This window comes from Treponema sp. SP13, from assembly GCF_050938355.1.
Lineage (GTDB): Bacteria > Spirochaetota > Spirochaetia > Treponematales > Treponemataceae > Treponema_D > Treponema_D socranskii.
The window spans coordinates 856,787-883,078 of record NZ_JADOVM010000001.1 but is presented as its reverse complement, the minus strand read 5'-3'; the positions used below and the strand labels follow the sequence as shown (position 1 = coordinate 883,078).

Annotated in this window: 21 protein-coding genes; 17 read left to right on the top strand and 4 right to left on the bottom strand. The window is 50.1% G+C overall.

Annotated features, from left to right (window positions below; genetic code table 11):
* The first annotated feature begins 20 nt into the window (after positions 1-20).
* The 12 genes from IZU26_RS03870 to IZU26_RS03815 all read left to right on the top strand — a co-directional run bounded on the left by IZU26_RS03870 (position 21) and on the right by IZU26_RS03815 (position 13,208).
* Positions 21-857: an Rpn family recombination-promoting nuclease/putative transposase gene (locus IZU26_RS03870; protein ID WP_433276918.1), complete on the top strand. Its 837-nt coding sequence runs from the start codon at positions 21-23 to the stop codon at positions 855-857.
* Positions 858-1,275: 418 nt separating this feature from the next.
* Positions 1,276-1,506, top strand: a complete 231-nt coding sequence (locus IZU26_RS03865) for a hypothetical protein (protein ID WP_310824891.1) — start codon at positions 1,276-1,278, stop codon at positions 1,504-1,506.
* Positions 1,503-1,760: a type II toxin-antitoxin system RelE family toxin gene (locus tag IZU26_RS03860; RefSeq protein ID WP_021330188.1), complete on the top strand. Its 258-nt coding sequence runs from the start codon at positions 1,503-1,505 to the stop codon at positions 1,758-1,760. Before IZU26_RS03865 ends, IZU26_RS03860 begins: the two co-directional genes overlap by 4 nt.
* Positions 1,761-1,999: 239 nt before the next feature.
* Positions 2,000-3,229, top strand: a complete 1,230-nt coding sequence (locus tag IZU26_RS03855; protein WP_433276915.1) for a TetR/AcrR family transcriptional regulator — start codon at positions 2,000-2,002, stop codon at positions 3,227-3,229.
* Between the two features lie 66 nt (positions 3,230-3,295).
* A complete protein-coding gene (locus IZU26_RS03850) occupies positions 3,296-4,720 on the top strand; it encodes a TolC family protein (RefSeq protein WP_433276913.1) in 1,425 nt (474 codons plus the stop codon).
* A complete protein-coding gene (locus IZU26_RS03845) occupies positions 4,717-5,646 on the top strand; it encodes an efflux RND transporter periplasmic adaptor subunit (protein ID WP_021330192.1) in 930 nt (309 codons plus the stop codon). Before IZU26_RS03850 ends, IZU26_RS03845 begins: the two co-directional genes overlap by 4 nt.
* 97 nt (positions 5,647-5,743) lie before the next feature.
* The gene (locus IZU26_RS03840) at positions 5,744-8,899 is read left to right on the top strand and encodes an efflux RND transporter permease subunit (protein ID WP_433276911.1); all 3,156 of its coding nucleotides are present in this window, start codon (positions 5,744-5,746) and stop codon (positions 8,897-8,899) included.
* Between the two features lie 10 nt (positions 8,900-8,909).
* Positions 8,910-9,221 carry a PG0541 family transporter-associated protein gene (locus tag IZU26_RS03835; RefSeq protein ID WP_021330189.1) on the top strand — a complete coding sequence of 104 codons (312 nt, stop codon included), beginning with the start codon at positions 8,910-8,912 and terminating at the stop codon, positions 9,219-9,221.
* A 313-nt stretch (positions 9,222-9,534) separates the two neighbouring features.
* Complete coding sequence (locus tag IZU26_RS03830; protein ID WP_021330181.1) at positions 9,535-10,542, top strand: dihydroxyacetone kinase subunit DhaK; 1,008 nt, start codon at positions 9,535-9,537, stop codon at positions 10,540-10,542.
* A gap of 86 nt (positions 10,543-10,628) precedes the next feature.
* Positions 10,629-11,252, top strand: a complete 624-nt coding sequence (locus IZU26_RS03825) for a dihydroxyacetone kinase subunit L (protein WP_433276908.1) — start codon at positions 10,629-10,631, stop codon at positions 11,250-11,252.
* Positions 11,253-11,256: 4 nt separating this feature from the next.
* The gene (locus IZU26_RS03820) at positions 11,257-12,540 is read left to right on the top strand and encodes a serine dehydratase subunit alpha family protein (protein WP_433276906.1); all 1,284 of its coding nucleotides are present in this window, start codon (positions 11,257-11,259) and stop codon (positions 12,538-12,540) included.
* 11 nt (positions 12,541-12,551) lie between these two features.
* The gene (locus IZU26_RS03815; protein ID WP_310824910.1) at positions 12,552-13,208 is read left to right on the top strand and encodes a GntR family transcriptional regulator; all 657 of its coding nucleotides are present in this window, start codon (positions 12,552-12,554) and stop codon (positions 13,206-13,208) included.
* Between the two features lie 433 nt (positions 13,209-13,641).
* Here the strand turns inward: IZU26_RS03815 and IZU26_RS03810 are convergent, their stop codons facing one another.
* The gene (locus IZU26_RS03810) at positions 13,642-14,484 is read right to left on the bottom strand and encodes an Rpn family recombination-promoting nuclease/putative transposase (RefSeq protein ID WP_433276904.1); all 843 of its coding nucleotides are present in this window, start codon (positions 14,482-14,484) and stop codon (positions 13,642-13,644) included.
* A gap of 200 nt (positions 14,485-14,684) precedes the next feature.
* Between IZU26_RS03810 and IZU26_RS03805 the strand changes: the two genes are divergently transcribed.
* From IZU26_RS03805 to carB, 5 genes are all read left to right on the top strand, one after another.
* A complete protein-coding gene (locus IZU26_RS03805) occupies positions 14,685-15,581 on the top strand; it encodes an Rpn family recombination-promoting nuclease/putative transposase (protein WP_433276902.1) in 897 nt (298 codons plus the stop codon).
* Between the two features lie 6 nt (positions 15,582-15,587).
* On the top strand, positions 15,588-15,839 hold the full coding sequence (locus tag IZU26_RS03800; RefSeq protein ID WP_433276900.1) for a hypothetical protein: 252 nt from the start codon (positions 15,588-15,590) through the stop codon (positions 15,837-15,839).
* Between the two features lie 6 nt (positions 15,840-15,845).
* Positions 15,846-16,079 (top strand): hypothetical protein, encoded by a 234-nt coding sequence (locus IZU26_RS03795; protein ID WP_433276898.1) that lies wholly within the window; start codon positions 15,846-15,848, stop codon positions 16,077-16,079.
* A 415-nt stretch (positions 16,080-16,494) separates the two neighbouring features.
* Positions 16,495-18,687 (top strand): InlB B-repeat-containing protein, encoded by a 2,193-nt coding sequence (locus IZU26_RS03790; protein ID WP_433276896.1) that lies wholly within the window; start codon positions 16,495-16,497, stop codon positions 18,685-18,687.
* Between the two features lie 365 nt (positions 18,688-19,052).
* Positions 19,053-23,261 (top strand): carbamoyl-phosphate synthase large subunit, encoded by a 4,209-nt coding sequence (carB, locus tag IZU26_RS03785; RefSeq protein WP_433276893.1) that lies wholly within the window; start codon positions 19,053-19,055, stop codon positions 23,259-23,261.
* Positions 23,262-23,324: 63 nt separating this feature from the next.
* Here carB and IZU26_RS03780 read toward each other — a convergent pair whose 3' ends face one another.
* The 3 genes from IZU26_RS03780 to IZU26_RS03770 form a co-directional block, all read right to left on the bottom strand.
* Positions 23,325-24,695, bottom strand: coding sequence for a sodium-dependent transporter (locus IZU26_RS03780; RefSeq protein WP_433276891.1), 1,371 nt, complete (start codon positions 24,693-24,695; stop codon positions 23,325-23,327).
* A 75-nt stretch (positions 24,696-24,770) separates the two neighbouring features.
* Positions 24,771-25,625, bottom strand: coding sequence for a lysophospholipid acyltransferase family protein (locus tag IZU26_RS03775; RefSeq protein WP_433276889.1), 855 nt, complete (start codon positions 25,623-25,625; stop codon positions 24,771-24,773).
* A complete protein-coding gene (locus IZU26_RS03770) occupies positions 25,622-26,290 on the bottom strand; it encodes a beta-ketoacyl synthase chain length factor (protein WP_021331643.1) in 669 nt (222 codons plus the stop codon). The genes IZU26_RS03775 and IZU26_RS03770 overlap by 4 nt, the downstream gene beginning before the upstream one ends.
* Positions 26,291-26,292: the final 2 nt, after the last annotated feature.

The window sequence follows — 26,292 nt, the reverse complement described above, 5'->3', positions numbered from 1 at the left end:
AATTAGGTACGGAGGTACGTATGAGAAAAAGTTTTGACGACTTAACCATCGCCGATGACTTTATGTTTTGTAAAATTATGCAGGACGAAGGCATTTGCAAGCAATTTCTTGAAATGATTTTGGCAGGGCAAATCGGGAAAATCGCCTACCTGGCGCCGCAAAACAGCGTCGCAGCCGGCATCGAAGCAAAATCGGTACGCCTTGATTTGCTCGTAAAAGACGAGGCGGGGAAATCTTACGACATCGAGATGCAGGTAAGCAATGAGTATAATCTTCCGAAACGCATGAGGTATTATCAGGCGGCAATCGACATCGCATTCTTGGACAAGGGCGAGCACTACAAAGCATTAAACGACAGCTATATCATTTTCGTGTGCTTGTTTGACGCGATAGGAAAAGGCAAGCCGCTTTACACGTTTGAAAATATTTGTATCGAAGACGGACAAACGCCCTTACGCGACGGAACAAAAAAGGTTATAATAAACACGGAAGCATTCAGTAAAGCCGAGAATAAGGAACTCAAAGGCTTTTTGGAGTACGTCAAAACCGGAACGGTGAATACGGAGTATACCGGGAGGATAGAAACGATGATACAGGCAGTAAAACAGAACGAACAGGCGCGGCAGGAATACCGCTTTATGTCGGGGTTTGAGATGGATGCACGGGAAGAGGGCATACAACAGGGTATACAACAAGGTTTGCGGCAAGGAATACAACAAGGTAAATCGCTCGGTCTTGCTGAAGGTTCCCGTCAAAAAGCTCTTGAAACGGCGAAGGCTTTTAAGCAGCTTGGCTTTGATATTGCTAAAATAGCCGAAGGAACAGGTCTTTCTGTTGAAGAGATAAAAGCTCTATAAGAATCAGCTTTTTTTAAAATTGGTCATTGATAACGGATAATTCCCCATTATCCGCAATCAGATTTTGAGCCGCGAGTTTTTTGCACAAACATCGCGTGCCGGGAAAGAAACCGGCCGCTCTCAAGCCGGACAAAACTTCGGCTTCGGGGCGTTTTTTTTATGCGGGCGTCATTACTTTAATAGTTATAGCTATCTCTTTTAAAATCCTTTAGCCTGTGATATAATAAAAGACAGGAGGACGGTTGAAGCTCACGGCTCAAATAGTGCCGCTCGCTTCAACTTCGAGTTTTCATCAGGCTGTCGCCTGATGAAACATCGTTTATTGTATGCCGTTTTTCAGGCTAAAGCCTTACAAAACGGCGAAAAAAGGCAATTCGGAAGTTCAAATGTCCTCATTGCCTTTTTTAGGAGGTATGCTATGCCTACAATGACCATGACAAATAAACTGTATCAAGAATTGGAACAGGCAGCCCGAATGACCGGAGCGGCAAAAGATACCATCTTGGAAAATGCTTTAAGCCGCTACCTTGCCGAATTGCAGGAAGATGCCGAAGACGCAGTGTGTGCCGAAAAAGCGTGGAATGACTTTGAAAAAAGCGGAAAAAAAACATACACCATCGCCGAAGTGCGACACGAGTTAGGTCTATGAAAGTCGTCTTGACGGAAACATTTAAAAAGCAACTAAAAAAGTTGGACGCGGCAATCTCAAAGCGTGTTTTGGATTACCTTGAACAAATTGAGCTTCTTGATAATCCGCGTTCCCGCGGGAAAGCGCTTACTTCAAATCTTTCAGGGCTATGGCGGTACCGTGTCGGCGATTACCGCATTTTATGCCGCATTCGTGACGATAGATTGATTATCACCGTCATCGAAATCGGACACCGCGCAACGGTGTATCGATGAACGGAGGATAACGATGATACCGGTCTCACCCAAGAAGAAGTGGAAGCGATTAATTAATTGATAATTGGTTTCGATAATTACAAACTAAAATAACTGGCCGCTCTCAAGCCGAGGGAAACTTCGGCTTTGGGGCGGTTTTTTTATGCGGGCTGCTGGACAAAATTGCAACAATTCGCTATAGTTCCGTAGGTTACCGAACAATCGGTAACCTTTTTCATCCGTAATTGCTTGGGAATTGTATGAAGGAAGGCGTTTCAACGCGGGACAAAATAATCGACGCAGCATTTTCGTTTTATCGCAAGCCGGTATTTACGAATATTTCGCTGTCGCAGATCGCGCAAAAAGTCGGCATCAGTAAAGCGGCCATCTTTAAGCTTTTTCCGCACAAAGCGTCGATCAGGCAAGCGATGAATGCGCGCATGTTCGACGGCATCGCAGAAGTCGTGCGGAGGATGCTCGAATGCTATCAAAACGGCAAGCGCATCGAAGCGATGTCCGAGGCGGTCGATTTTCTCGTCAATCACCGCGAATACGTCATGTATTTTCAATCGCAGCAATGTATCGTGGACGAAGGAGCCTTTGTACGGGAATTGCGGAAGCGCAGCATACGGGTATTCGATTCGCTTTTTGCAAGGGACGGTTCGATTAAAGATACGGATCTTTATGTGACGAGCATCTACGTCGGTACGACGATTTTTATTTTTACGCTGATCCGTTTCGACGCGCTCGATACGAATACTCCGAACCTTGCGGACTCCGCCGACTTTGCGGATAAACTTGCAGCCCTGATTGAAAACGGTATCGGAAAAAATATTCCCGAAAGAAAGCGGCTCGCACAGCTCGATGCGCGTTTTAAATCCGCAATGCCAAAGAAAGCGCCGCTTACCGACGAACTTCTTGCACTCGCTTCCGTCGTGTCCGAATACGGAGCGGCCGGCATTACGATCGAACGCTTGGCAAAAAAATTACGCCTCGCTAAAAGCTCGCTCTATTCGCGCTATAAAAGTAAAAACGAAATGGTCGAATCGCTTATAAAAAACGAAGTGATTCGGATGCACGGTATGATCGCCGAAAATATGGACGGTTTGACGACGGATGAAGAATGTACGTACGCCGTCCTCCGAACGGAACTGCTGTATTTTATAAAGTATCCCGAGACAGTCGATATCTGTTCGAGTCTCATCGGCATCAACGATTTTGTCGATCGTGCCGAAGCGCCGGATTTTGTCGATACGATATACGATTCGGTTTATTGGAAGCGTTTTATCGCTTCGCTTCCCAATGTCGGTATACCCCCGACCTCTCAACGCGTTCTCGGCTGGTTTTTCGCGATCGTCGTTACGATGTTTATCCATTGCCGGAGGCTCGGTTTTTCGGACAAGCGTATGTTTGCCGCATTGAAAAGATTATACGCGATGACGGAATCGGGAATCGGCAACACTGCCGTTCATAAGAGGGGCGGAAGCTGACGATCGCGGTGATACCGTTCGGTGTTTCGTGCGCACTTAATAATTTGTATGAACTTAGGAGCTAAGATGAATATATACAATAAAAAATACAAAGCGATATTATTAATTTTTTTAATCTCCGTGCTGCGCTCGTTTGCCCAAAGCGGCGAGACGGTAACGCTGACGATCGATGAAGCGGTTGCCTATGCGCGTGCCCACAGCCGCACGCTCAAAAGTGCGGATATCGATTTGGAAATGGCCAAGCGAGCATCCGACAATGCGTGGAACGTATTTTTACCCGACGTGCGGGCGACGGGAACGCTCAATCGTACGACGGATATCAGTTCATCGATCGAGCAGGCAAATGCACTCGGTGCGATAGGGGCTGCGGTTTTCGGGACGCCGTATACGCCGATTTCGGAAACGGAAAGTATGCACTGGGCGGCTGTCGGAAACTTGAGCGCGGGACTGAATTTGAGCCTTGCGTACATCGGTCAAATACGTGCGGCAAAGGCAGGCTACGAAGGCGGCAAAATCACGCGGGAGCAAACGGAGCGAAAAACGATTACCAATATTAAAAAGCTGTTTTTCGGTCTTTTGCTGCAGCGGGACAACCTCGCGATTCAGCGGGAAACGCTCGAAAACGCACGGCGGCGGAGCGTGCAGACGGCGGTGAATTATCGAAACGGAAGGATTCCCGAACTGCAGCTTTTGCAGGCGCAAGTGCAGTATGAAAATCAAATTCCCGAAACGGAGCAGGCGGAAACTTCTCTCGCGCAGCAGCTCGATATGTTCGTGTTTTTGCTCGGTATGCCTTCCGGCACGAAGATCGAACTTGCGGGTTCGATCGATCCAGCTCTTATCGATGTCGATGCCGACGATTTGATCGCGACGTACGGGAACTCGTCGCTTGCTCTGCGCTCCCTCGACAACAATATCGAAACGCTCGAGCACAATCTTTCGTCGCTCGACTTTGCAAGTTTTTCGCCGGCACTGTCTTTGAATTGGAATTATCAGCCGATGCTGCGCGATGCCCTCGATTCGAATTGGTTCGATAGAGATAATTGGAACGATAACGGCGCGTTCAGTGCGACGCTCGCGTGGAACGTCACGAATATGCTGCCGTTTTCGTCGAACCGCCAAAAAGCGAAAGACCTTCGCGCGAATCTCGAAAAGCTTAAAATTTCGCGCGAACAGCTTACTGAAAATCAAAAGCTCGAAGTGCGCACTGCGATCAATACGCTCGATCAGGCAAAACGCCAGATCGCTTCGATGCAGCGCAACGTCGAACTCGCGCAGCGCTCGTATGCGATGACGCTGCGTTCGTATCAAAACGGTACGACCGAACTGCTCGACCTCCGCGATGCGGAACGTCAGCTCAATCAAGCGCGGCTCGGTTTGGCGAATCAGCGCTATCAATATATTACGGCATTGCTCAATCTCGAAGAAACGTTGAATACGGATTTGACGGTAAAGAGCGCCGCAGCAACGACAAACGGAGGAACTCGATGAAATATTCGAATCGCTTTATACAAATCGCCCGCATCTTATCGCTCGTTTTAATAATCGCTTCGATCGCGGGCTGCAAAAAAAATACGGCTGCCGCCGGCGGTGAAGGAGACGATATCGTTTATGCCGTCAATACGTATAAAATCGAAAAGGGCAACCTCGATCAATATCTCGAATTCGGAGGAGACGTCGCATCGGTTTCGGCGGTCGACGTACTGCCGGATATGAGCGGAAAAATTTCGCGCGTGCTTTCGAACATCGGCGATACGGTTGCAAAAAATCAAGTGATCGCATACGTCGACGCGAGCCGTCCCGGCATGTCGTACAGCGAAAGTCCCGTGCGCGCTCCGGTAAGCGGAAGGATCATCACCTCGATGCCGTCGGTCGGTGCGACGGTTTCTCAGACGATGCCCGTCGTGCAGATCGGCAGCACGGACGATTTGGAAATTCGCGTCAATATTCCCGAACGCTTTGTGAGCCGCATTCAACGCGGCCAGTCGGCGACCGCGCAGTTTGCAGCCTATCCCGGCATCGAGTTTACGGCAAAGGTCGTCGAAGTGTCTCCCGTCCTCGATACGACGACGCGGACGATGGCGGTAAAGCTGCATCTTTCTCCGCCCGATGAACGCATTAAAGTCGGCATGTACGGAAGCGTCCGCCTCATCACCGACAGTATACAAAACGCGATCGTCGTTCCGTCGGGATCTGTCATCACGCGGGCGGGTAAGCCGTACATATTTGCAATTGCGTCTCAGGCGCAAAACGATAAAGCTGCCGTCGTAAAAATGCTGGCGGTAACGGAAGGTATTTCCGTCGACAACCGCACGGAAATTACGAGCGGGCTTTCCGCAGGCGATGAAATCGTCGTAAAAGGGCAGACGCTCTTAAACGACGGCGCAAAGGTAAACATCATCGGTGCCGCAAACTGAAGTAAGATTAGGTCAATTTCGAGTTTTCCAAAATTCGAAATTTTCCAAGCGTTTTGAACATCGATATTCAATTTATTAATTATTAAGGAAGTCGTAAATGACATTATCGGAATACTCCGTCAATAAACCCGTTACCGTGCTGCTCGTATTTATCGCGCTCATCGGGCTCGGTATTTTCTGTACAACGCAGCTGCCGGTCGATATGTATCCCAATATGAAGCTGCCCTATATGCTCGTCTATACCGAATACAAAAATGCGGGGCCGGAAGAAGTCGAGCAGAGTTTGACGCGCATATTGGAAAACGGGCTTTCCGGTGCGACCGGTTTGAAAAAAATGCAATCACAGTCGTCGTCCGGTTTAAGTCTGATCTTTATGGAATTCAATTTTAACACGAATCTCGATGCGGCGGTCGCCGAAATACGCGATAAAATCGATTTGGTGCGGAGCTATCTGCCGACGGGTGCATCTTCGCCTACGACGATCAGAGCCGATCCGTCGCTCATGCCGATCATGGCGCTCGCGCTGCAGGGGAACAGAACGCCCGAAGAACTCCGCCGATACGCGAAAGATATCGTACAGCCGCGCCTCGAACAGATCGACGGCGTTGCATCTGCACGGATCGTCGGCGGCCGCGAAAAATCGATCAACGTCGACATACCGCGCGACCGGCTCGAAGCGTACGGCCTTTCCATCACTTCCGTCGCGCAGATGATTGGTTCGCAAAACGTACAGAGTTCCGGCGGTACGATTACGAGCGGCGATATCAATTACACGATAAAAACGAGCGGTAAGTACACGAGCGTCGAAGATTTGAAAAATACCGTCATTTCGTATAAAGCGTCGGCCGCTCCGGGCTCGGCGAGGCCTCGCATTACAACGATCCGCCTGCGCGACGTCGCCGACGTGTACGAAGGTTACAAAGACGAAAACACGCTCGCTTACCTGAACGGAACGCCCTGCGTTATACTGAACATCCAAAAACAGAGCGGAAAAAATTCCGTAAACGCGGCGCACGCCGTGCGCAAGGCGATCAAGGCTATAAAAGTCGAATTGCCGTCCGACGTCGATATTATCGAATCGTCGAACGATACGGATATCATCGAGCAGACGATTGCGGAAGTCGTAAAGTCCGTCATCCAAGGCGCGCTGCTCGCAGTCATCGTGCTGTTTATCTTTTTGCGTTCGATTAAGAGCACGGTCATCATCGGACTCGCGATCCCCGTGTCGGTTTTCATCACGCTCTTTCTCATGTACTTTACGAAGATTTCGATCAACATGATCTCTATGGCGGGTTTGCTGCTCGGCATCGGTATGCTCGTCGACAACTCGATCGTCGTCCTCGAAAATATCTACGCGTACCGGCAAAAAGACGCGAAGCCGCGCGTTGCCGCAGTGCTCGGCTCTCAGGAGATGATCCTTTCGATCAGCGCGAGTACGTTTACGTCGGTATGTATTTTTCTTCCGATGCTCATGTTCAAAGGTCAGCTCGGTATGATGGGACAGATATTCAACGATCTCGCAATGACGATAATCTTTTCGCTTTTGTGTTCGCTCGTCGTCGCGATCGTTCTCGTACCCGTGCTGAGCTCGAAGTATCTCCGCATCGATAAACTTGCGGACAGGGGAGAAGGGGTGCGGTTCGAAATCAACCGCCGGTTTACGCACTTTTTTTCGCGCCTCGACGATGTCTACGCGCGCGGCGTGAAATTCGTATTGCACCGTCGGAAACTGTGTATTTTTTCACTCATAGGCTTGTTGGTGTTGTCCGTTGCGGCCGTCAAATTCATCGGTTTTATTTTTATGCCGGAACCAGCATCGAATACCGTTTCCGTCAAATTCGAATTGCCGAAAGGAACTCGGCTCGAAGTCACCGACGATACGCTTCGGGGCTTTGAAACGACGGCGACGCAGGAATTAAAAGGTGTCAAATATTCATCGACGACGGTCGGCGGAACGGATATATTTTCATCGACGTCGGGAACGAATACCGGAACCGTGACGTTTACGCTGTACCCTGCTGAGGAGCGAGAGGCCGGCTGGGACAACGAAAAGTCGGCAAAGGCGAAGCTTCGAAAATATTTTAATAAAATACAGGGTGTCAAACTGAGCTTCGCGCAAAATCAAAACGGTATGTCCACCGGCGGTATGAGCATCAATGTCAAGTGCGACGATCTGAATAAGCTCCGTGCGACCGGTGCTCAGCTTGAAGAGCTTTTAAGAGAGCAGGCGCAGGATGTCGTCACCGAAGTTTCAAGCGATTTGGAAGACGGGCTGCCGCAGGTAGAATTGGTATTCGAACGCGAGCGTATGTACGAACTGGGAGTAAACGTATATACGGTCGGAAGCGAAGTGGCGGCGCTCATCAACGGTACGATCGCGAGCCGTTATACCGACAACGGCGACGACATCGACGTCATCGTGCGGCTTTCGAAAAAAGATAAAACGAAGCTTGCCGATTTGGATTTGCTTTCGATCGTAAACGCGTCGGGAGAACGCATCCCGCTTTCGAATTTCGCGCACTATAAAGAGACGACTTCTCCCGTGACGATTTTACGCGAAAATCAGGCGCGCGTCATTCACATCACGGCTAAGCCCGTGGCGGGACTTTCGCTTGATAAAGTGCAGGATAAAATACAAAAGCTTATAAATGCGAATATCCCGAAAGACGAAAACGTGCGCATCGGATTTTCCGGCGACTATGAAGATATGATGAAAGCCGTGAGAAATTTCGGTTTGATTATCATGATGGCGTCGATCCTCGTGTTTATCGTCATGGCGAGTCAATTCGAATCCTTTATGGATCCGTTTATCGTTTTGTTTACGATACCGCTGTCCTTTATCGGCGTCATCGCGATCTACGCGCTCAACGGTTCGCGTTTGAGCGTCGTCACCGTTATGGGCGTACTCGTTCTCGTCGGTACGATCGTCAACAACGGTATCGTCCTCGTCGACTACACGAATCTGCTGCGTAAGCGCGGCCTTGCTCTCGAAGACGCGTGCGTCGAAGCTGCGCGAAACCGCCTGCGCCCCATTTTGATGAGTACGCTTACGACCGTCATTTCGCTCATGCCGATGGCGTTTTTTCCCGGCGAGGGCTCGGCAAGTATGCAGCCGATAAGTTTGACGGTGTTCGGCGGCATGACCTTCGGTTCTTTGATGACGCTCTTTGTAATGCCGACCGTATATTATATCGTCAATTCGAGACGGCAGCGGAAGCTTGAGCGAAAACTGCTTCGCACTCGCGAAGCGTAACGGAGTTACTATGAACGAAATAAACGGAATACGGCGCGTTCGAATGGAGATCATATTTTCGCAGGCGCTGGAAGAAGATTTTCAGCAGGAATTTGCCGAACGCAAAGTCGGATTGCACTTTACGAAAATTCCTTCGGTGATGGGCGCCGGTTACGGTAATCCGCGGCTCGGAGACTCGGTGTGGCCGCAGCTCAATGCGATGTACATCATCTACTGTGACCGCGACGAAGAAGCTGAATTGAAATCGATTATTAAAAAGCTGCGTGAAAAATACCCGACCGAATGTGTCGGCTGTTTTATAAGCGAAGCGGAAGAGTTTTAGCGCCGCGCGAGATTTTGTCGGCGTAGCGCGGAGAGCGTTTGTTATGATGCGGACTGCTCGAGCGCTAAAAATTCTCGAAAAAAATTGTAAAAAAAACTTGCGTTATTTGAAAAGTGGCCTTATACTATGATAGGTACTTCGTAAGATATTACTGATATATTATAGATTGCCGCGAACCCATCGAAGTAATCATGGAGGGAACCGGAAAAGAATTGCTTTTCGATCCGCAGGTGATCAAAGCGTATTTGGGCGGATGACAGCGTCATAATCGATTGTCCGCAATATAAATTATTAAATCAATATGGGGGTACGTATGAAAAAGATTATTAACAAACCGGAAGATTTTGTAAACGAAATGATGGAAGGTATCGAACTCGCATACGGCGACAGAGTGCATTTTCTCGACGGTGACTGCCGCGTGCTCGTTTCGGGCTATCCCGTAAAAGACGGCAAAGTCGGCATCGTGACGGCCGGAGGCAGCGGTCACTTGCCGGTGTTTTTGGGCTATGTCGGAAGCGGTATGCTCGACGGCTGCGCGATCGGCAATGTGTTCGCTTCTCCGTCATCGCAGAAGATGGCGAATATGATTAAAGCGTGCGACCGCGGCAGCGGCGTTTTGTGCCTCTACGGAAACTACGGCGGCGATAAAATGAATTTCGACATGGCTTGCGAAATGGTCGACATGGACGATATTAAAACGAAAACCGTACTCGTGTGCGACGATGTCGCTTCGAGCGCAAAAGAAACGGCGGCAAAGCGCCGCGGTGTTGCGGGTATGGTGTATGCGTTTAAAGTTGCCGGTGCGGCCGCCGATAAAATGATGTCGCTCGATGAAGTCGCTTCCGTTGCGGAAAAGGCGCTTGCAAATATCAGAACGATGGGTGTCGCGCTTTCCCCGTGCATCGTTCCGGAAGTCGGAAAGCCGACGTTCTCCATCAACGACGATGAAATCGAAGTTGGCATGGGCATTCACGGCGAACCGGGAATCGAAGTGCGCAAAATGATGACGGCCGATGAAGTCGCAAAGGTTATCCTCGATAAAATCCTTGCCGATATGCCGCTCGCTTCCGGCGACAAAGTTTCCGTTATGGTAAACGGACTCGGTGCGACGCCGCTTGAAGAGCAGCTCATCGTCTATCGTTCGATTGCAAAGATGCTTGCCGCTAAAAACGTAAGCGTTTTTATGCCGCACATCGGAGAATTCGCCACATCTATGGAGATGGCCGGCCTGTCGATTACCGTATTCAAACTCGATTCGCAGCTTGAAGAATTGCTCCGCGCCCCGGCATCGACTCCGTTCTATACGAATGAAAATAAATAGTATATCTAAGAACTGAGGGGCTGTTTCGAAAGCGCTTGCTTTTTCGACAGCCTTGTTCCCGATTATTAATTTTATGGAGGCTTCGTATGAATGCACAGGATGTAAAAGGTGCATGTAAAATTATAAGCGATGTCATGACGAAAAACAAAGATTATCTCATTCGGCTTGATCAGCAAAACGGTGACGGCGATTTGGGCATTTCCATGAGCGAAGGTTATAAAGCGGTGAGCGATTTTCTCGATACCTCCGATGAAACGGACTTGGGAAAATTATTTATGAAGATGGGGATGACGTTTAACGAAAAGGCACCGTCGTCGCTCGGAACGATTACGTCGATCGGCATTATGGGTATGGCGAAAGCGATGCGCGGCAAAACGGATATCGATTTGGCGGAAACGAGTGCCGCATTTAAAGCGGGGATCGAAGCGATCAGTGAAAAATGCGGTTCGAAAGCCGGAGAAAAAACGATCATGGACGCCTTTATTCCCGCAGTCGACGAACTTGAAAAGCACAGCGCCGACGGTGAAAAAGAAGCGTTCGAAGCTGCCGCCGCCGCCGCTGCAAAGGGTTCGGAAAATACGAAGAACATGAAAGCGGTACACGGACGTGCGGCATACTACGCGGAAAAAAGCATCGGAGTGCTCGACGGCGGATCGGTCGTCGGCAAACTCTTGTTTGAAGCGATAAATACGTATTGTCAAGGAAAATAATTATATGGACAAAAAGATATACGATGCATACGTAGCGATTCTCAAAACCGAACTCGTTCCTGCGCTGGGGTGTACCGAGCCGATTGCCATCGCGTTTGCGGCGGCGAAAGCGCGCGACGTGCTCGGGAGTTTTCCCGAAACGATACGGGTCGAAGCGAGCGGCAATATCGTCAAAAACGTACAGGGCGTAACCGTTCCGAACTCCGGCGGTCTAAAAGGGATCGATGTCGCAGCGACGCTCGGTGCGGTCGGCGGCGATGCTGAAATCGGTTTGGAAGCGCTTTCCAAAATCACCGAAGAGCAAATTAAAAAAGCGAAACAACTTGTGGATTCCGGTTTTTGTACGTGCAGCCTTGTCGACGGCAAAGACAACCTGTATATCCGCGTGACGGCAAAGAGCGGAGAAGATACGGCTGTTGTCGTCGTTTCGGAAAAGCATACGAATATTACCTATATCGAAAAGAACGGTGAAATCATAGTCGATAAAAAAGCGTCCGGTGTAAAAAACGATGCGGGAAACGAAGCGAACAAATCGCTGCTTTCGGTACGGGATATCATCCGCTTTGCGGATGAAGTGAACATCGACGATGTGCGCGCCGTTATCGAACGGCAGATCGAATACAATACCGCCATATCGAAAGAAGGGCTTGCACGCGAATACGGAGCGAAGATCGGACGCACGCTCGAAAAGCTGTACGATAAAAACGACGTACGTGTGCGCGCGCGGGCTGCCGCCGCGGCGGGAAGCGATGCGCGTATGAGCGGATGTCCGCTGCCCGTCGTCATAAACAGCGGCAGCGGCAATCAGGGGATGACGGTATCGCTGCCGGTGATCGAATATGCGAAAGAATGGAATGTCCCGCACGACAAATTGATCCGCGCCCTCGTTTTGGCAAATTTGATTGCGCTTTTGCAAAAGCGGTATATCGGCAGTTTGAGTGCGTTTTGCGGGGCGGTGTGCGCTGCGACCGGAGCGGGATGCGGCATCACGTATTTGCACGGAGGTGATGAAGATGCCGTTGCGCGTACGATTACGAATACGCTTGCCGATGTAGGCGGTATCGTGTGTGACGGAGCAAAACCGTCGTGCGCGGCAAAAATCGCATCGGCTGTAGATGCCGCCATATTGGGATTTGAACTCGGCTCGCACGAAGGCGTCGCATTTAAAAGCGGTGAAGGTCTCGTAAAAGAATCGGCGGAAGATACGATACGAAGCTTCGGACGCATGGGTCGCGAAGGCATGCGTTCCACCGATACCGAAATACTGCATATCATGTTGGAAAAATAAGGTTTCCGAGCATGGCAGCGACGAGAGAAAAATATTCGAACAATACGCTGAAAGATGTGTATTACGATATTATCCTTCAGCGTATTATCCGCGATGAATATAAATCCGGTGACATCATCACGGAAAAATCTCTTGTCGACGAATTCGACGTAAGCAAATCGCCGATTCGTGAAGCGCTTATTTCGCTGTGCAATGAAAAATTATTAAAAAGTATACCGCGCTTCGGATATGAAGTATCATCGATTTCCGATAGGACGGTTTCGGAGATGCTCGATTACCGTGTCGTATTGGAATGCGGATATCTCGATCGGAATTGGGATGCGATAACGGATGAGCGGATAGTGCAGCTGCAAGAATTGGTGTATAAGGATTACAGTAAGCCGGAGCAGCGGGAGGCGCTCGAACACTGGGAAAAAAATTGCACGTTTCACCTGACGCTTTTTTCGTTTTCGAACAGCGCTTTTTCATACGAACAGCTTGCCGCAGTTATGCGTGCGCTCGGCATTGCCTATGTGCGTTCGTATTGGAAAACCTTGCACCTTACGCGGGTACAGAGCGGCGCAAATTATCACAAACAGCTTATTAATTATTTGACGGACGGAAATAAGCAGGCTGCCGTCGAATGTTTACGAAAAGACATCGTAGAATTTTTCACGCCCGGAAATTAAAACGGCGTTAAGGCTGCCGCAGTGGAAACTTCATCCTTTCGGAATAAAAGGTATGAAAGCCGACTGCGATTCCTTGTGAGGACACACGGAGTGACGTTGTGCGTCGCACCGTGTGATAGGAGACGCTCACAAATCCTGTGCGGGGAACTTCGCACTCCGTGCTCGTTGCAAGTCGCGCGGGGAACTTCGCACTTCGTGCTCGTTGCAAGTCGCGCACTGCTCGGATTTGCTCTTTTAGGTCGAGAGGCGAAAAACGCCTACAGCGTTTTTCTCTCATCCGTGCGGAGGCTTTTATACCTCATCCTTTCGGATGTAATAAAAGGTATAAAAGCCGACTGCAATTCCTTATGAGGACACACAGTACGACGTTTACGGCGCGCTGTGTGATAGGAGACGCACGTGATTGCTGTGCACTGCTCGCAATCGCGTGCTCTTACAGTTTTTTGATTTCCGCTTCCGAGAGGCCGGTCGCTTTTGCTATCGCTTCAAGACTCATCTGCATACCCGATAAAATTTTCGCCGTCTCTCGCTTTGCTTGATAAGCTCCCGCAGCAATGCCGTCGCGGCGGCCTTTGCGTATTCCTCGCTCAAAGCCGATCTTTTCGCCCAGCTGTGAACCCTCTCTTAGTAAATCATCTTTCCAAATATTCAACGACATATACCAGCTCCTGAACTTTTCGTTCCGTTTCGCTTTTTCGACAAGCGCATCAATCCGCTGCGTAAAACCGCTCGTCGCCCGCCTCTCGCAAAGATACTCCAACAAGGCGCTCAATTCAGGTTCTCTCTCTTTATCGTAGGCACCTACATTATAAAATACTTTATACGATTTGTCATCAAGAAGAATACTGCCATTCTCACTGCACACACTGCGGAATGTATACACGGGTAAGCCTTTGCCGAAGGAATCCTGCGTACAGATAAAGATGACATAGTTCTCTTTCAGGTCGGCGTAGCTTTGTCCTCTCAAGAGGTTATCGACATCCATGAGGCTTTGGTAATAGCGCGTACGTTTGGGAAGAGAGGGCGGAATCGACGTTTGAATTTCGATATCAAATACGCGGTCGGAATCGAAGACATAGACGTCGAGACGTATACCTTTGCTTTCGTAAAACGGTGCTATCGTTTTTTGCAGGGAGGGATATTCGATTTTGCCGACTTTGATATGCAAAAGCCGTTCGATGACGCCCTTACAAATCGCTTTGTTTTTCATAATCGTGCCGAACATAAAGTCGTCGGTAAAGGAGAGTTCGTCGACGGGTTTATGGGTATATTCCATAGGGATATCCTCAGTTGTTGAGATAATGCGGCAAGGAAGCCGCTGACCTATATATCGCCCGTAAATTAACAAATTACGCGGTTTTTATGAAAAATATACGGAAATATTCCAAACGGCGGTTCCGTAGCTCCTTTTCCAAAATTGCCTCAAAAAACTCCGAAATCGCAACATCTCTGCGATATATATAACGGAGGTATTTTATGGCAAAGCATAATCGGCGGTATAAGGATTCGGTCTTTGTCGATTTTTTCGGCGAAGACAAAAACGCAAAGGCGAACTTTCTCGCTCTCTACAACGCATTGCATGGGACAGAGCTTGACGCATCGACGGAACTCGAACCGCTGCGGCTCGAACAGGTGATGTATATGGCATTCCGCAATGATGTCGCCTGCCTCGTCGACGGAAAGATCATCGTATTGGTCGAACACCAATCGACTGTCAACGCGAACATGCCGTTGCGCTTTTTGCAATACGCAGCCCGTCTCTACGAGCGCATCGAAAACCCGCGTGACCGCTATCTCCGCAGGTTGAAAAAGATTCCGACGCCGGAGTTCTACGTGTTCTACAACGGCGAAGAAGATTACCCTGAAAATACGACACTCCGCCTCTCCGATGCCTTTATGACGATGCCTGAAAAACCCTCTCTCGAAGTCGTTGTCAGCGTGACGAATATCAATTATAATAAGGGAAGTGAAATCTTACATACGTGCAAAACGCTGAAAGAGTACACGCTGTTCGTTGAAACCGTACGGAAACACACGAAGCTCGATAGTGAAAACGGCTTTCGGAACGCGATCAAAGAGTGCATACAAAACGACATCTTACGGGAATACTTACAGCGGAAGTCAAAGGAGGTGATGAATATGTTGATTGCCGAATACGATTACGATGTGGACATAGCCGTGCAGCGGGAAGAAGAAAGAGAAATTGCGCTCAAAGAAGGCATCGCACAAGGCGAAGCGAAAGGTCTTTCCGAAGGCTTACATCAAAAAGCACTGGAAACGGCAAAGTTGATGAAGCAGGTACATTGCAAACTTGATTTTATTACGCAAATGACAGGTCTTTCTGCTGAAGAAGTTGAAAATCTTTCAGAATGAGTAGGAATGAATATGTTAATTGCCGAATATGATTATGATGTCGACATAGCCGTGCAGCGGGAGGAAGCGTTACAAGAAGGCGAAGCGAAAGGTTTTTCGCTGGGCATCGCACAAGGCGAAGCGAAGGGTTTTTCCGAAGGCTCATATCAAAAAGCGCTTGAAACGGCGAAGCTCATGCGAACGCACAACTATCCGATTGCCGAAATCTGTACGATGACCGGCCTTTCTGCTGAAGAAATTGAAAATCTTTCAGAGTGAGTAGGAATGAACATGCTCATAGCCGAATACGATTACGATGTGGACATAGCCGTGCAGCGGGAAGAAGAAAGAGAAATTGCGCTCAAAGAAGGCATCGCACAGGGAAAACAGGAGGGCATTTCCGAAGGTTCATATCAAGCGAAACTTGAAACAGCAAAGAATTTACTTGAGTTGGGTCTTTCGATCGAAAACATAGCGAGAGCGACCGGTCTCACCGAAAGGGAAATCGAACAGTTGTAAACAGAGCCGTCTCGCGCGGCAGCAATTCGTCACATCTTCGACTGCCTCACGTTTTGCCTTTTTTCATTTATAAGCTTTTCCGTGTATACATTTCCGGCGCGCCTGCCCTGAAAACATCGCATTTTCAAAGTTACCTCTAAAAACTGCAGTTTTTAGAGGTTCCAATAATTAATAAAACGAAAATATCACGTGTCCTCGATAAATAATTAATAAATATTGTGAAAAGCAGCGGAATATGTTATAATAATCATAGGATAGCGGAAGCATTCGGCAATAGCGGATGTTGCAACATCCTGCAAAAGTTTTCAGAGGAGGTTTATGATGACTGTAAACAAGATGAACCCTGTACATCTGTATAGGGGGGGGGGAGCTCGGTAAAACCCTTTTAAAAAAAGTACCGATTACAGCGGGCATTTTGCTTTTTGCCGCAGCGCTCGTTTTTACAAGCTGCTCCAACGGCAGCGATTCGGGAGGCGGCACTCCGCCCACGTCGTTCGCCGTAACCTTCGGCGTAGACGGCGGCAACGGTACGATCAAAGCGACGGTCGGCGGTACCGAAATCAATTCGGGCGATACGGTCGAACAGGGCAAAATCGTCGAGTTTACCGCAATGCCGGACAATCCCGCACAGTACAACGTGGACTTTTGGTCGGTAGACACAGGTACCTTTGAAGCGGGAACGGGAGCAAGTGAGAGCACGATCGCAAAGATAAAGGTAGTGCAGCCGGTAACCGTAACGGTAAAGTTCAAACTTAAAACCGTACCGCCCGTGCAAACGTACAAGGTAGAGCTTGACCACACTATAGGCGGCAATGTTGCGGTAACGCCTGCACTGAGCGAAAACGGCATGGTAGCCGAAAACACCGAGCTTACCTTTACGGCAGAACCGCTTCAAGGCTACGATCTTGAAAAGTGGGAGCTTAACGGCACGGCGGTAAACGGCACGAAGCCTACCTACACGCTCAGAGTTACGGCAAACGCACAGGTTAAGGTATCCTTTAAACGGAATAGCGAGCCGCTCAGTATGCGCTCAGTAACAATCACACCGCCGCAGCACGGCAGGGTAAGGTCCATGCCCGAAATTCCGTCCGATAACCAAGTGCCCGAAGGCAGCACAATTATCCTTACGGCAGTGCCGGATGAAGGCTATGCGGTGGACACATGGTCGGTTACACCCGAAGGCGATCTGGCAGCAGGAGGTAATGCCGGCAGCAGCACGGCAACGCTGAGAGTAAGCAATGACGTTACCGTAACCGTAACCTTTAAGCAGGTACAGTTCAAAATCGATTTCGGCGTGGACGGCGGAAACGGCACGCTTACAGCAAAAGTTGACGGCAGCGAAATCAGTTCGGGCGATATGGTGGAACACGGCAAAACCGTCGTCTTTAAGGCAACGCCGGCATATTCGAGTTATATGGTCGAACAATGGACAAACAACGGAACGGTCATCTCGGGAGGAGCAAACATAACCTACAACCACACCGTAACGGCAGCGGCAAACATCAAGGTAAAGTTTAAATATGCCGGTCCTGCGCTCACGGTGGATACAACGGCATTTACCAAAACGGCAGGAGATTTCTTTACACACCGGTTTGTAACGGCGGGTTCCGGCAGCTACACGGCGGAAGCTGAAACGCTGAACATCATCTGGCTGGATACAGCTAACCTGAACAATCAGGGTAAAATTGAGATACGGTGCGAACAAGTCGGGTCAACGCGCATAAAGATAACCGACACGCTAAGCGGACAAACAGCTTTTTCGGGGCTCATCACCGTTAAAGTAAACGAAGACTACTTTGAAGAAGGCGGCGTACGCTACCATGTAACGGACAAAGATGCCCGACATGTCAGCGTAACCGCAAGTACAAGTCATGGACCTTACGTGCCGTATACGGGAACATCGCTTACCATACCCAAAGAAGTTACCCATGCCGGCGTAACCTACACGGTAACGGACATAGAGCGCCCAGACCTTTGGGGCGATACGCTGCAAAGCGTAACGGTCGCATCCGATAACGCATTCCTTTCTTCCCAAAACGGCGTTATCTTTACCAAAGATAAAACCGTACTCCTCTGGTATCCGAAAGGCAAACAGGGCGCTTCTTACACCGTTCCTGCAAGCGTAACAAAATTGGAATGGAATTCTTTTAGAGAAGTTGCCGCACTGACTTCCGTTACGCTGCCAAACGGCTTAAAGACTATCGATAGTTATGTGTTTGACGGCTGTCCCAACCTTACAACGCTTAACCTGCCGTCTTCGCTGGAATCTATCGGTTTCTCTTCGCTGTGCAGCATAAAAGTGAGTTCGATGGTTGTGCCGGAAAACATAACGGTTCTTAATGGCTACTTTCTTGCCAGATGTCCCGAATTGACGTCGGTCGAGCTCCCCTCAACGCTTACCCAAATACCGCCGTATGCCTTTGCGGACGATCCTAAACTGAAGACGGTAACGTGCAAAGCGGCAACTCCGCCGGTCATTACATCTGGCAAGCACGTATTTGATTACACGCCCATTGCATCCGCAACGCTCCGCGTCCCCGCCGGTTCCAAAGCACTCTACCAAGCCGCAGAAGGCTGGAAAGACTTCGGCACGATTGTGGAGTTTTGATGGTATCGCACACAGTCGGTTTTCAGCTCGCAATTGTATGAGAATTGCACATCCGTGTGCGGTGGCTAAAGATAACTTCCCGCTTTTCTACAGGGTTTTTAGGGATGGAACCTCCTAAACAGTGCGAGGAAGAAGGATGGGGTTATAGGGGCAGGGAGAAACCCCTGCCCTGAACGGGGGTGTCGCCCTGCCCCTATTTGATTACAAATTAAACTGATCTGACCGCTCTCAAGTTGGAGGAAACTTCGGCTTGGGGGCGGTTTTTTTGTGCGTGTTGTAAGCGGTGTGCTGCTGTGGAAGTACCGCTGTCGGGGGTATTCATTTTTTTTATAAAAATATATAATCGTATTTTAAGAGGATGCCCTATGCCGTTAAATACATCGATTCGTAAAGTTATGGTTATCGGTTCGGGGCCGATCGTCATCGGGCAGGCCGCCGAATTCGATTACGCGGGTACGCAAGCGTGCAAAGCGCTCAAAGAGCAGGGCTTGAGCGTCGTCCTCGTCAATTCGAATCCTGCAACGCTCATGACCGACCGCTCCATGGCGGACGCGGTGTATATCGAACCGCTTATTCCCGAAACGATCCGGCGGATCATCGAAAAGGAAAAGCCCGACAGTTTGCTTTCGACACTCGGCGGGCAAACCGGACTGACGCTGAGCATGGAGCTTGCCAAATCGGGATTTTTAAAAAGTCACGGAGTGCAGCTTTTGGGCGCGCGGCCGGACACGATCGATAAAGCGGAAGACCGGCAGATTTTCAAAGACACGATGCTGTCCATCGGCGAACCGTGCATTCCGTCAAAAGTCGTAACGACGCTTGAGGACGCCGTCGATTTTGTCGAACATGAAATCGGATATCCTGCGATCGTGCGCCCCGCATTTACGCTCGGCGGTACGGGCGGCGGCATTGCGGAAACGAAGAGCGAGCTCGAAGAGATTGCGCAAAACGGGCTGCATCGTTCGCCCATCCATCAGATCCTCGTGGAAAAATGTATCGCCGGCTGGAAGGAAATCGAATTCGAAGTCGTGCGCGATCACAGCGGTAACGCGATCACCGTGTGCTCTATGGAAAACGTCGATCCCGTCGGCATCCATACCGGCGACTCGATCGTCGTCGCTCCGACGATGACGCTTTCCGATAAAGAATATCAGATGCTGCGTTCGGCTTCTTTCAATATCGTCGGTTCGCTCGGCATGGAAGGCGGCTGCAACGTTCAGTTTGCACTGCACCCTTCGACTTCCGAATATGCGGTCATCGAAGTGAATCCGCGTGTATCCCGTTCGTCGGCGCTCGCATCGAAAGCGACGGGCTATCCGATTGCGCGCGTTGCGACGCTCATCGCGATCGGCTATAACCTCGACGAAATCCCGAACTTCGTGACGAAAAAAACGTCGGCGTATTTCGAACCCGTCGTCGATTATGTCGTCGTAAAGATGCCGAAATTTCCGTTCGACAAATTCGTATATGCAAAGCGCACGCTCGGCACGCAGATGAAAGCGACGGGCGAAGTGATGTCGATCGGGCGTACGTTTGAAGAAGCGATTATGAAAGCCGTACGCGGCGCCGAAATCGGAACGGATTCGATGCGCTTAAAACAGTTTGTGAACGAAAGCGATGCGCGCATCAAAGAGCGCGTCGGCGAATGTACCGACCGCAGGATTTTTGCGATCTACGAAGCGCTCGTGCGCGGCATCATGTCGATCGACGAAATTAATAAAATTACGAAAATCGATATATGGTTTTTGGCAAAACTGCAGCATATCGCATTCCGTGAACTCGAACTCGCATCGATAAAAACCGGCAAGCAACAGCTTTCGCCTCTTTTGTATCTTGAAGCGAAAAAAGACGGCTTCCCCGATAAAACGATCACCGAGTTGAGCGGAGTTGCGATCCCGGGCGGCTCGGGAATTATTAAAGAAGCGAAAAACGCCGCTGCGCTCGTAAAGCAGGGTAAGCTCGCGCACATTCCCGCGACGTATAAAATGGTCGATACCTGCACCGGTGAGTTCAGTGCGGAAACGCCGTATTTTTACGGCGGCTGCTATGAGGAAAACGAAGCGGCGGATTTTCTCGCCGAACACGCAAAATCGAAAAGCAAAAAAGGCACGATCATCGTGCTCGGTTCGGGTCCGATCCGCATCGGTCAGGGAATCGAATTCGATTATGCGTCGGTGCAGTGCGTGTGGTCGCTGAAAAAACTCGGCTACGATGTCGTGACGATCAACAACAATCCCGAAACGGTTTCAACCGATTTCGATACGTCAGACCGCCTGTACTTCGAACCGCTTACGCCGGAAGACGTGATGAGCGTCATCAATACGGAAAAACCGATCGGCGTCGTCGTTGCTTTCGGCGGACAGACGGCGATAAAATTAACAAAATTTCTCGATGAACAGGGCATAAAAATTCTCGGCACGAGCGCCGAATCGATCGACATTGCGGAAGACCGCGAAAAATTTGAAGCGCTTTGCGTCAAACTCGGTATCAATAAACCCGCAGGGGAAACGGTTTTGACGACGGAAGAAGCGATCGCGTCCGCACAGCGCATCGGCTATCCGATTTTGCTCAGACCCTCTTACGTGCTCGGCGGACAAAATATGATCATCGCGTGGGGAGACGCCGATGTGCGCGAATACATGGGCATCATCCTTTCGCAAGGCATCGAAAATCCGGTGCTCATCGACAAATACATGGGCGGCACCGAACTCGAAGTCGATGCGATCTGCGACGGCAAAGACATTTTGATTCCGGGTATCATGGAACACATCGAGCGTGCGGGCATTCATTCCGGCGATTCGATCGCCGTGTACCCGTCGTGGAATCTCAACGATATCCTCCGGCAAAAAATTATCAAGCAGTCGCGCGAACTCGCGCTTGCGCTCGGCACGAAAGGGCTTGTCAATATTCAATATCTCATCTACAACAACGATCTCTATGTGATCGAAGTGAATCCTCGTTCGAGCCGCACGGTGCCCTATATCAGCAAAGTGACGGGCGTACCGATGGTCGAACTTGCAGTGCGCGCGATGCTCGGCGAAAAGGTAAAGAGCTTCGGTTACGGTACGGGGCTTTACCGCATTTCGCCGTACTTCGCCGTAAAAGTGCCGGTGTTCAGTTTTGAAAAACTCATGGACGTTGATACGCATTTGGGACCGGAGATGAAATCGACCGGCGAAGTGCTCGGCCTTGCCTCGACGATGGAAGAAGCGATTTACAAGGGGCTCATCGGCGCGGGTTACCGAATGAAAAGAAGCGGCGGCGTTTTGTTTACGGTGCGAAAAACCGATCAGTTTGAAATCCCCGACCTTGCGCGGAAATTTTACGATATGGGATTTACGCTGTACGCGACCGAAGGCACGGCTGGTGTTATTAAAGACTTCGGCATGGAAGTGACGGTCGTAAACAAAATCCACGAAAATCCCGACGACAATCTTTTGACGCTGCTCGATACCGGTAAAATCGACTACGTGATTTCGACGAGTACGAAGGGGCGCAATCCGCATGCCGACAGCGTGCGTATGCGGCGTCACGCCGTAGAGCGCGACATACCCTGCCTCACTGCGATCGATACGGCGAACGCGATCGCGAACTGCCTCATGAGCCATTACAATGCGGAAAACGTCGAACTCGTCGATATCAACGCGCTGCGCGAATCGAAAGAAAAACTGCGCTTTTGGAAAATGCAGAGTACGGGAAACGATTTTATCCTCATCGATGCGAGGAAGCAGGCGGTATCGAATCCTGCGGGGCTTGCCGTCCGCCTGTGCAATCGCCGCATGGAAATCGGCGCCGATTCGCTCGTGCTCGTCAAAGACTCGAAAAAAGCGGACGCGTATATGCAATTTTTCAATCAGGACGGAAGCGAAGGACGCTTGGCGGGAAACGCGATCCGTGCCGTCGCAAAATATCTGTACGACAACAATATCAACGGCGTAAAAGACCGCGGAGATGCGGCATCTCCGACGGCATCTCTTTCGATCGATACGGCGAGCGGTACGAAGTCGCTTGTGCTGTATAAACTCGACGGAAAAGTTTCTTCCGTTACCGTCGATATGGGGCGCCCGCTTTTCGATGCCGCATCTCTTCCGACGACGCTTACACCGGTTCCGACTTCGCGCGAATCGCTTGCCGCTCGGCTTCCTCGAAAAGCGATCGTCAATGTGCCGCTTACCGTAGACGGTACGAAATACGACGTTACGTGCCTTTCCGTCGGTACGCCGCACTGCGTCGTATTTTGCGGCTTTGTCGATAAAGTCGATGTCGAAAAAATCGGGCCGCTCTTTGAAAACAACGCCGTTTTCCCGAATCGGACGAATACGGAGTTCGTGCGCGTCGTCGGCCGGAACGAATTGAAGATGCGGACGTGGGAACGGGGCAACGGAGAAACGCCCGCCTGCGGTACCGGCGCATGTGCAGCCGCGATCGCCGCCGTGCTGAACGGCTATTGTCCGATGGATGAAAACATCACCGTGCAAGTGCGCGGCGGTACGCTCATCGTAAAGTACACCGGCGATACCGTCTATTTGACCGGGCAGAGCGATACGGTTTACGAAGGCGAAATCGAGATATGATAAAAAAGCCGCGGGACGTATTAAACCCGCGGCCAAAAATTGCCGCGGACGAACGGAAGCCGTTTAAAAAAACTTATCCTTTATGCCGATGATAAATATCGACACGATGATGACGGGCAAAATATACGTCGTATAAAACCGCAGCCAATTCGGAAGCTTTGCACCGTCTCCTGCGTTCGCTTCTTCGGTGAATTGTTTCCATCCCCAGCCGCGCTTCGACACGCAGAACAAAAGGTAGACGAGCGAGCCGAGCGGAAGCGCGATATTGCTGACTAAAAAATCTTCCAAGTCGAGGATGCCCGAACCTTTGCCGAGCGGCTGTATGCCCGAAAGCACATTGAAGCCGAGCACGCACGGAAGTGAAAGAGCTATCAGTATGAATGTGTTGGTGAGCGCGATTTTTTTCCGGGACCGGCCGGTCAAATCGATATTACACGCGATGATCGTTTCGAAGACGGCGATGACGGTGGAAAAAGCCGCAAAGGCCATAAAGATAAAAAAGAGGCTGCCCCAAATTCGTCCGCCTGCCATATTGTTGAAGATATTCGGCAGCGTAATAAACAGCAGGTTCGGGCCGCTTCCCGCATCGACGCCGAACGCCGAACACGCCGGAAATATGATGAGGCCGGCAAAAAATGCGATAAAGGTATCGAGGGCGGCGACGCGTATCGATTCGCCGAACAGCGAATGTTCTTTTCCGATATAGCTGCCGAAAATCGCCATAGCGCCGATGCCGAGGCTCAGCGTAAAAAACGACTGATTCATCGCAGCGACGACGGTTGCAACGATACCCGTTTTTTTCATCCGTTCGAAGTCGGGAAGGAGATAAAATTTCAAACCGGCGCTTCCGCCTTTTAAAAATATACTGTGGATCGCAAGTACGAGCAGCAGTACAAAGAGTGCGATCATCATTATCTTGGTAATTTTTTCGACGCCTTTTTTCAAACCTGCGGCGCAGATTGCAAAGCCCGAGACGACGACGACGATCATCCAAAACGTCATAACGGCGGGTTGGGAGAGCATCATCGGAAAAAAGGCGCTTACCTGCTCAACGTTTTTGTCGTCGAATGCGCCCGTTACGCTGAGATAAAAATAGTGGAGCATCCAACCGGTAACCGTCGTGTAAAACATCATAAGCAGGTAATTTCCCGCGAGCGCCATATAACCGTGTAAATGCCATTTTTGTCCCGGCTTTTCGAGCGCGTTGAACGCGCGGACGGGACTTTTTCTGCTCGCACGTCCGACGGAAAATTCCATCGTCAAAACAGGGATGCCCATGATGACGAGGAAAAACAAATACACGAGTACAAAGGCGCTGCCTCCGTGAAATCCGGTGATATACGGAAACTTCCATACGTTTCCGATTCCGATCGCGCATCCGGCGGAGAGAAGGATAAATCCGAGCCTTGAGCTGAGGTTTTCACGTTGTTCCATATTGAACTCCAAAATTAATAATATGCCGTTTCAAATTTAATAAAAATCGATACGGATTTACGATTGATAATCGGTTTATATCAATCGATTGTCGACGAACATGGCTTTGTCTGCGATCGTTTGATGTATCTTTTCGGTAATGCGTTTCGCTGCAATTTGCGGTTCAAGCGATTCGTAGTCTGCGATTTTGATTTCATCGAGCATATAGACGTTGTAGCGGTATACCCCCGAACGCGCGAAAGAAAAAAACGCGTCGTGTTTGCCGAGTCCGTATTTATCGCTGCCTCCGATGTATACGGGCAGGATGTCGCAGTGCGTGTCGAGCGCCGTACGGGCGGCTCCTTTTTTGAACGCGTTTGTGCCGTGCCGCGGCGTGCGCGTTCCTTCGGGAAACACGATGAGATTCGTTCCGGTCGCAAGCGATTTTTTGCAAAAGTCGATCATCTCTTCATAGCCGAGCGTATTGACGATGTACAATTGTCTGATGACGCTTGCGTACATCGAATTTGCGAGGTTTCCGCGCACGATGCAGTCCGCATTCGGGATGAGCGAAATGAGGAATACGACGTCGAGCATGGACGGGTGATTTGCAACGACGATCTTCGACGAGAGGCTGCGGAATTTTTCTTTGTCCGCCGTTTGAAAGCGCACGACACCGAGACAGCGCATGACGTTGATAAAAAAGCGGAACATAAACGAAACGGTCGAGCGCGCGGCTTTTTGAAATCGCAGTTTCGGATGGATCAAAAGCCGCTCGATCGGAAAGACGACGATGCCGAGAACGACGCTGCCGACTCCGAAAAAAGCGTACAAAAATAATTTAGCGAGAGCACCGTATACGTAGAGGAGCGGATTTTTTATCGGCGGTAAATCTTCACGGGCATAGCGATATGCATCGGAATCGATTTTATTGTTTATTAATTCACTCAAAACGACGTATCCTTTAAAATAATATCCTTTAAAAAATCCGCCGCAGTTTCCGAAACGGCGGACACGTCGGAGATACGGACGCCGTTTCCGGAAAGGGAAAGAACGGCGGCGAATGCGAACGGATCGCAGTTTCCCGCATCGAGCGATTTGTACGCTTCGGGCGCAAGTTCGTCGGCATAGGCAAGCACGACTTCCGTCTCCGTGCCCGAAAGCACCGATGCGCAGGCACCTTCGAATGCGCTTCGAAAATTGCACTTGGACGGAAAGACTGCCGAATAGCCGCCGTGCAAACCGAGTGAAATCGATGCGAGCGCGATCGGCGTATTGAACACGGAAAGCGAAAAAGAAGCCGGCAACACCTCTTTTTCTTCGACGATCATTTTGCTCACGGCGAATTCGCGTGCAAGTTCTCCCCGATGCGAGATGAACACCTGCGGCGTATCTTTGCCGCACTGCGATTTTTCGAGTACGTCGTGTACGACTTGAATCGTCATTTTGCTTATCTGGCTGAATCGCCTTCGGAAAATCGCGTCGACGTATTCGAGCTTCGGCGTACCGTTTGTCTTTTCGATCGATTTTTCGCCGTGCGCCCACTTTTTCCAGTCGTCGTTTGAAACGAGTCCCGGCGCCCATGCTGTTGTATTCGAAACGACGATCTGTGCCACGT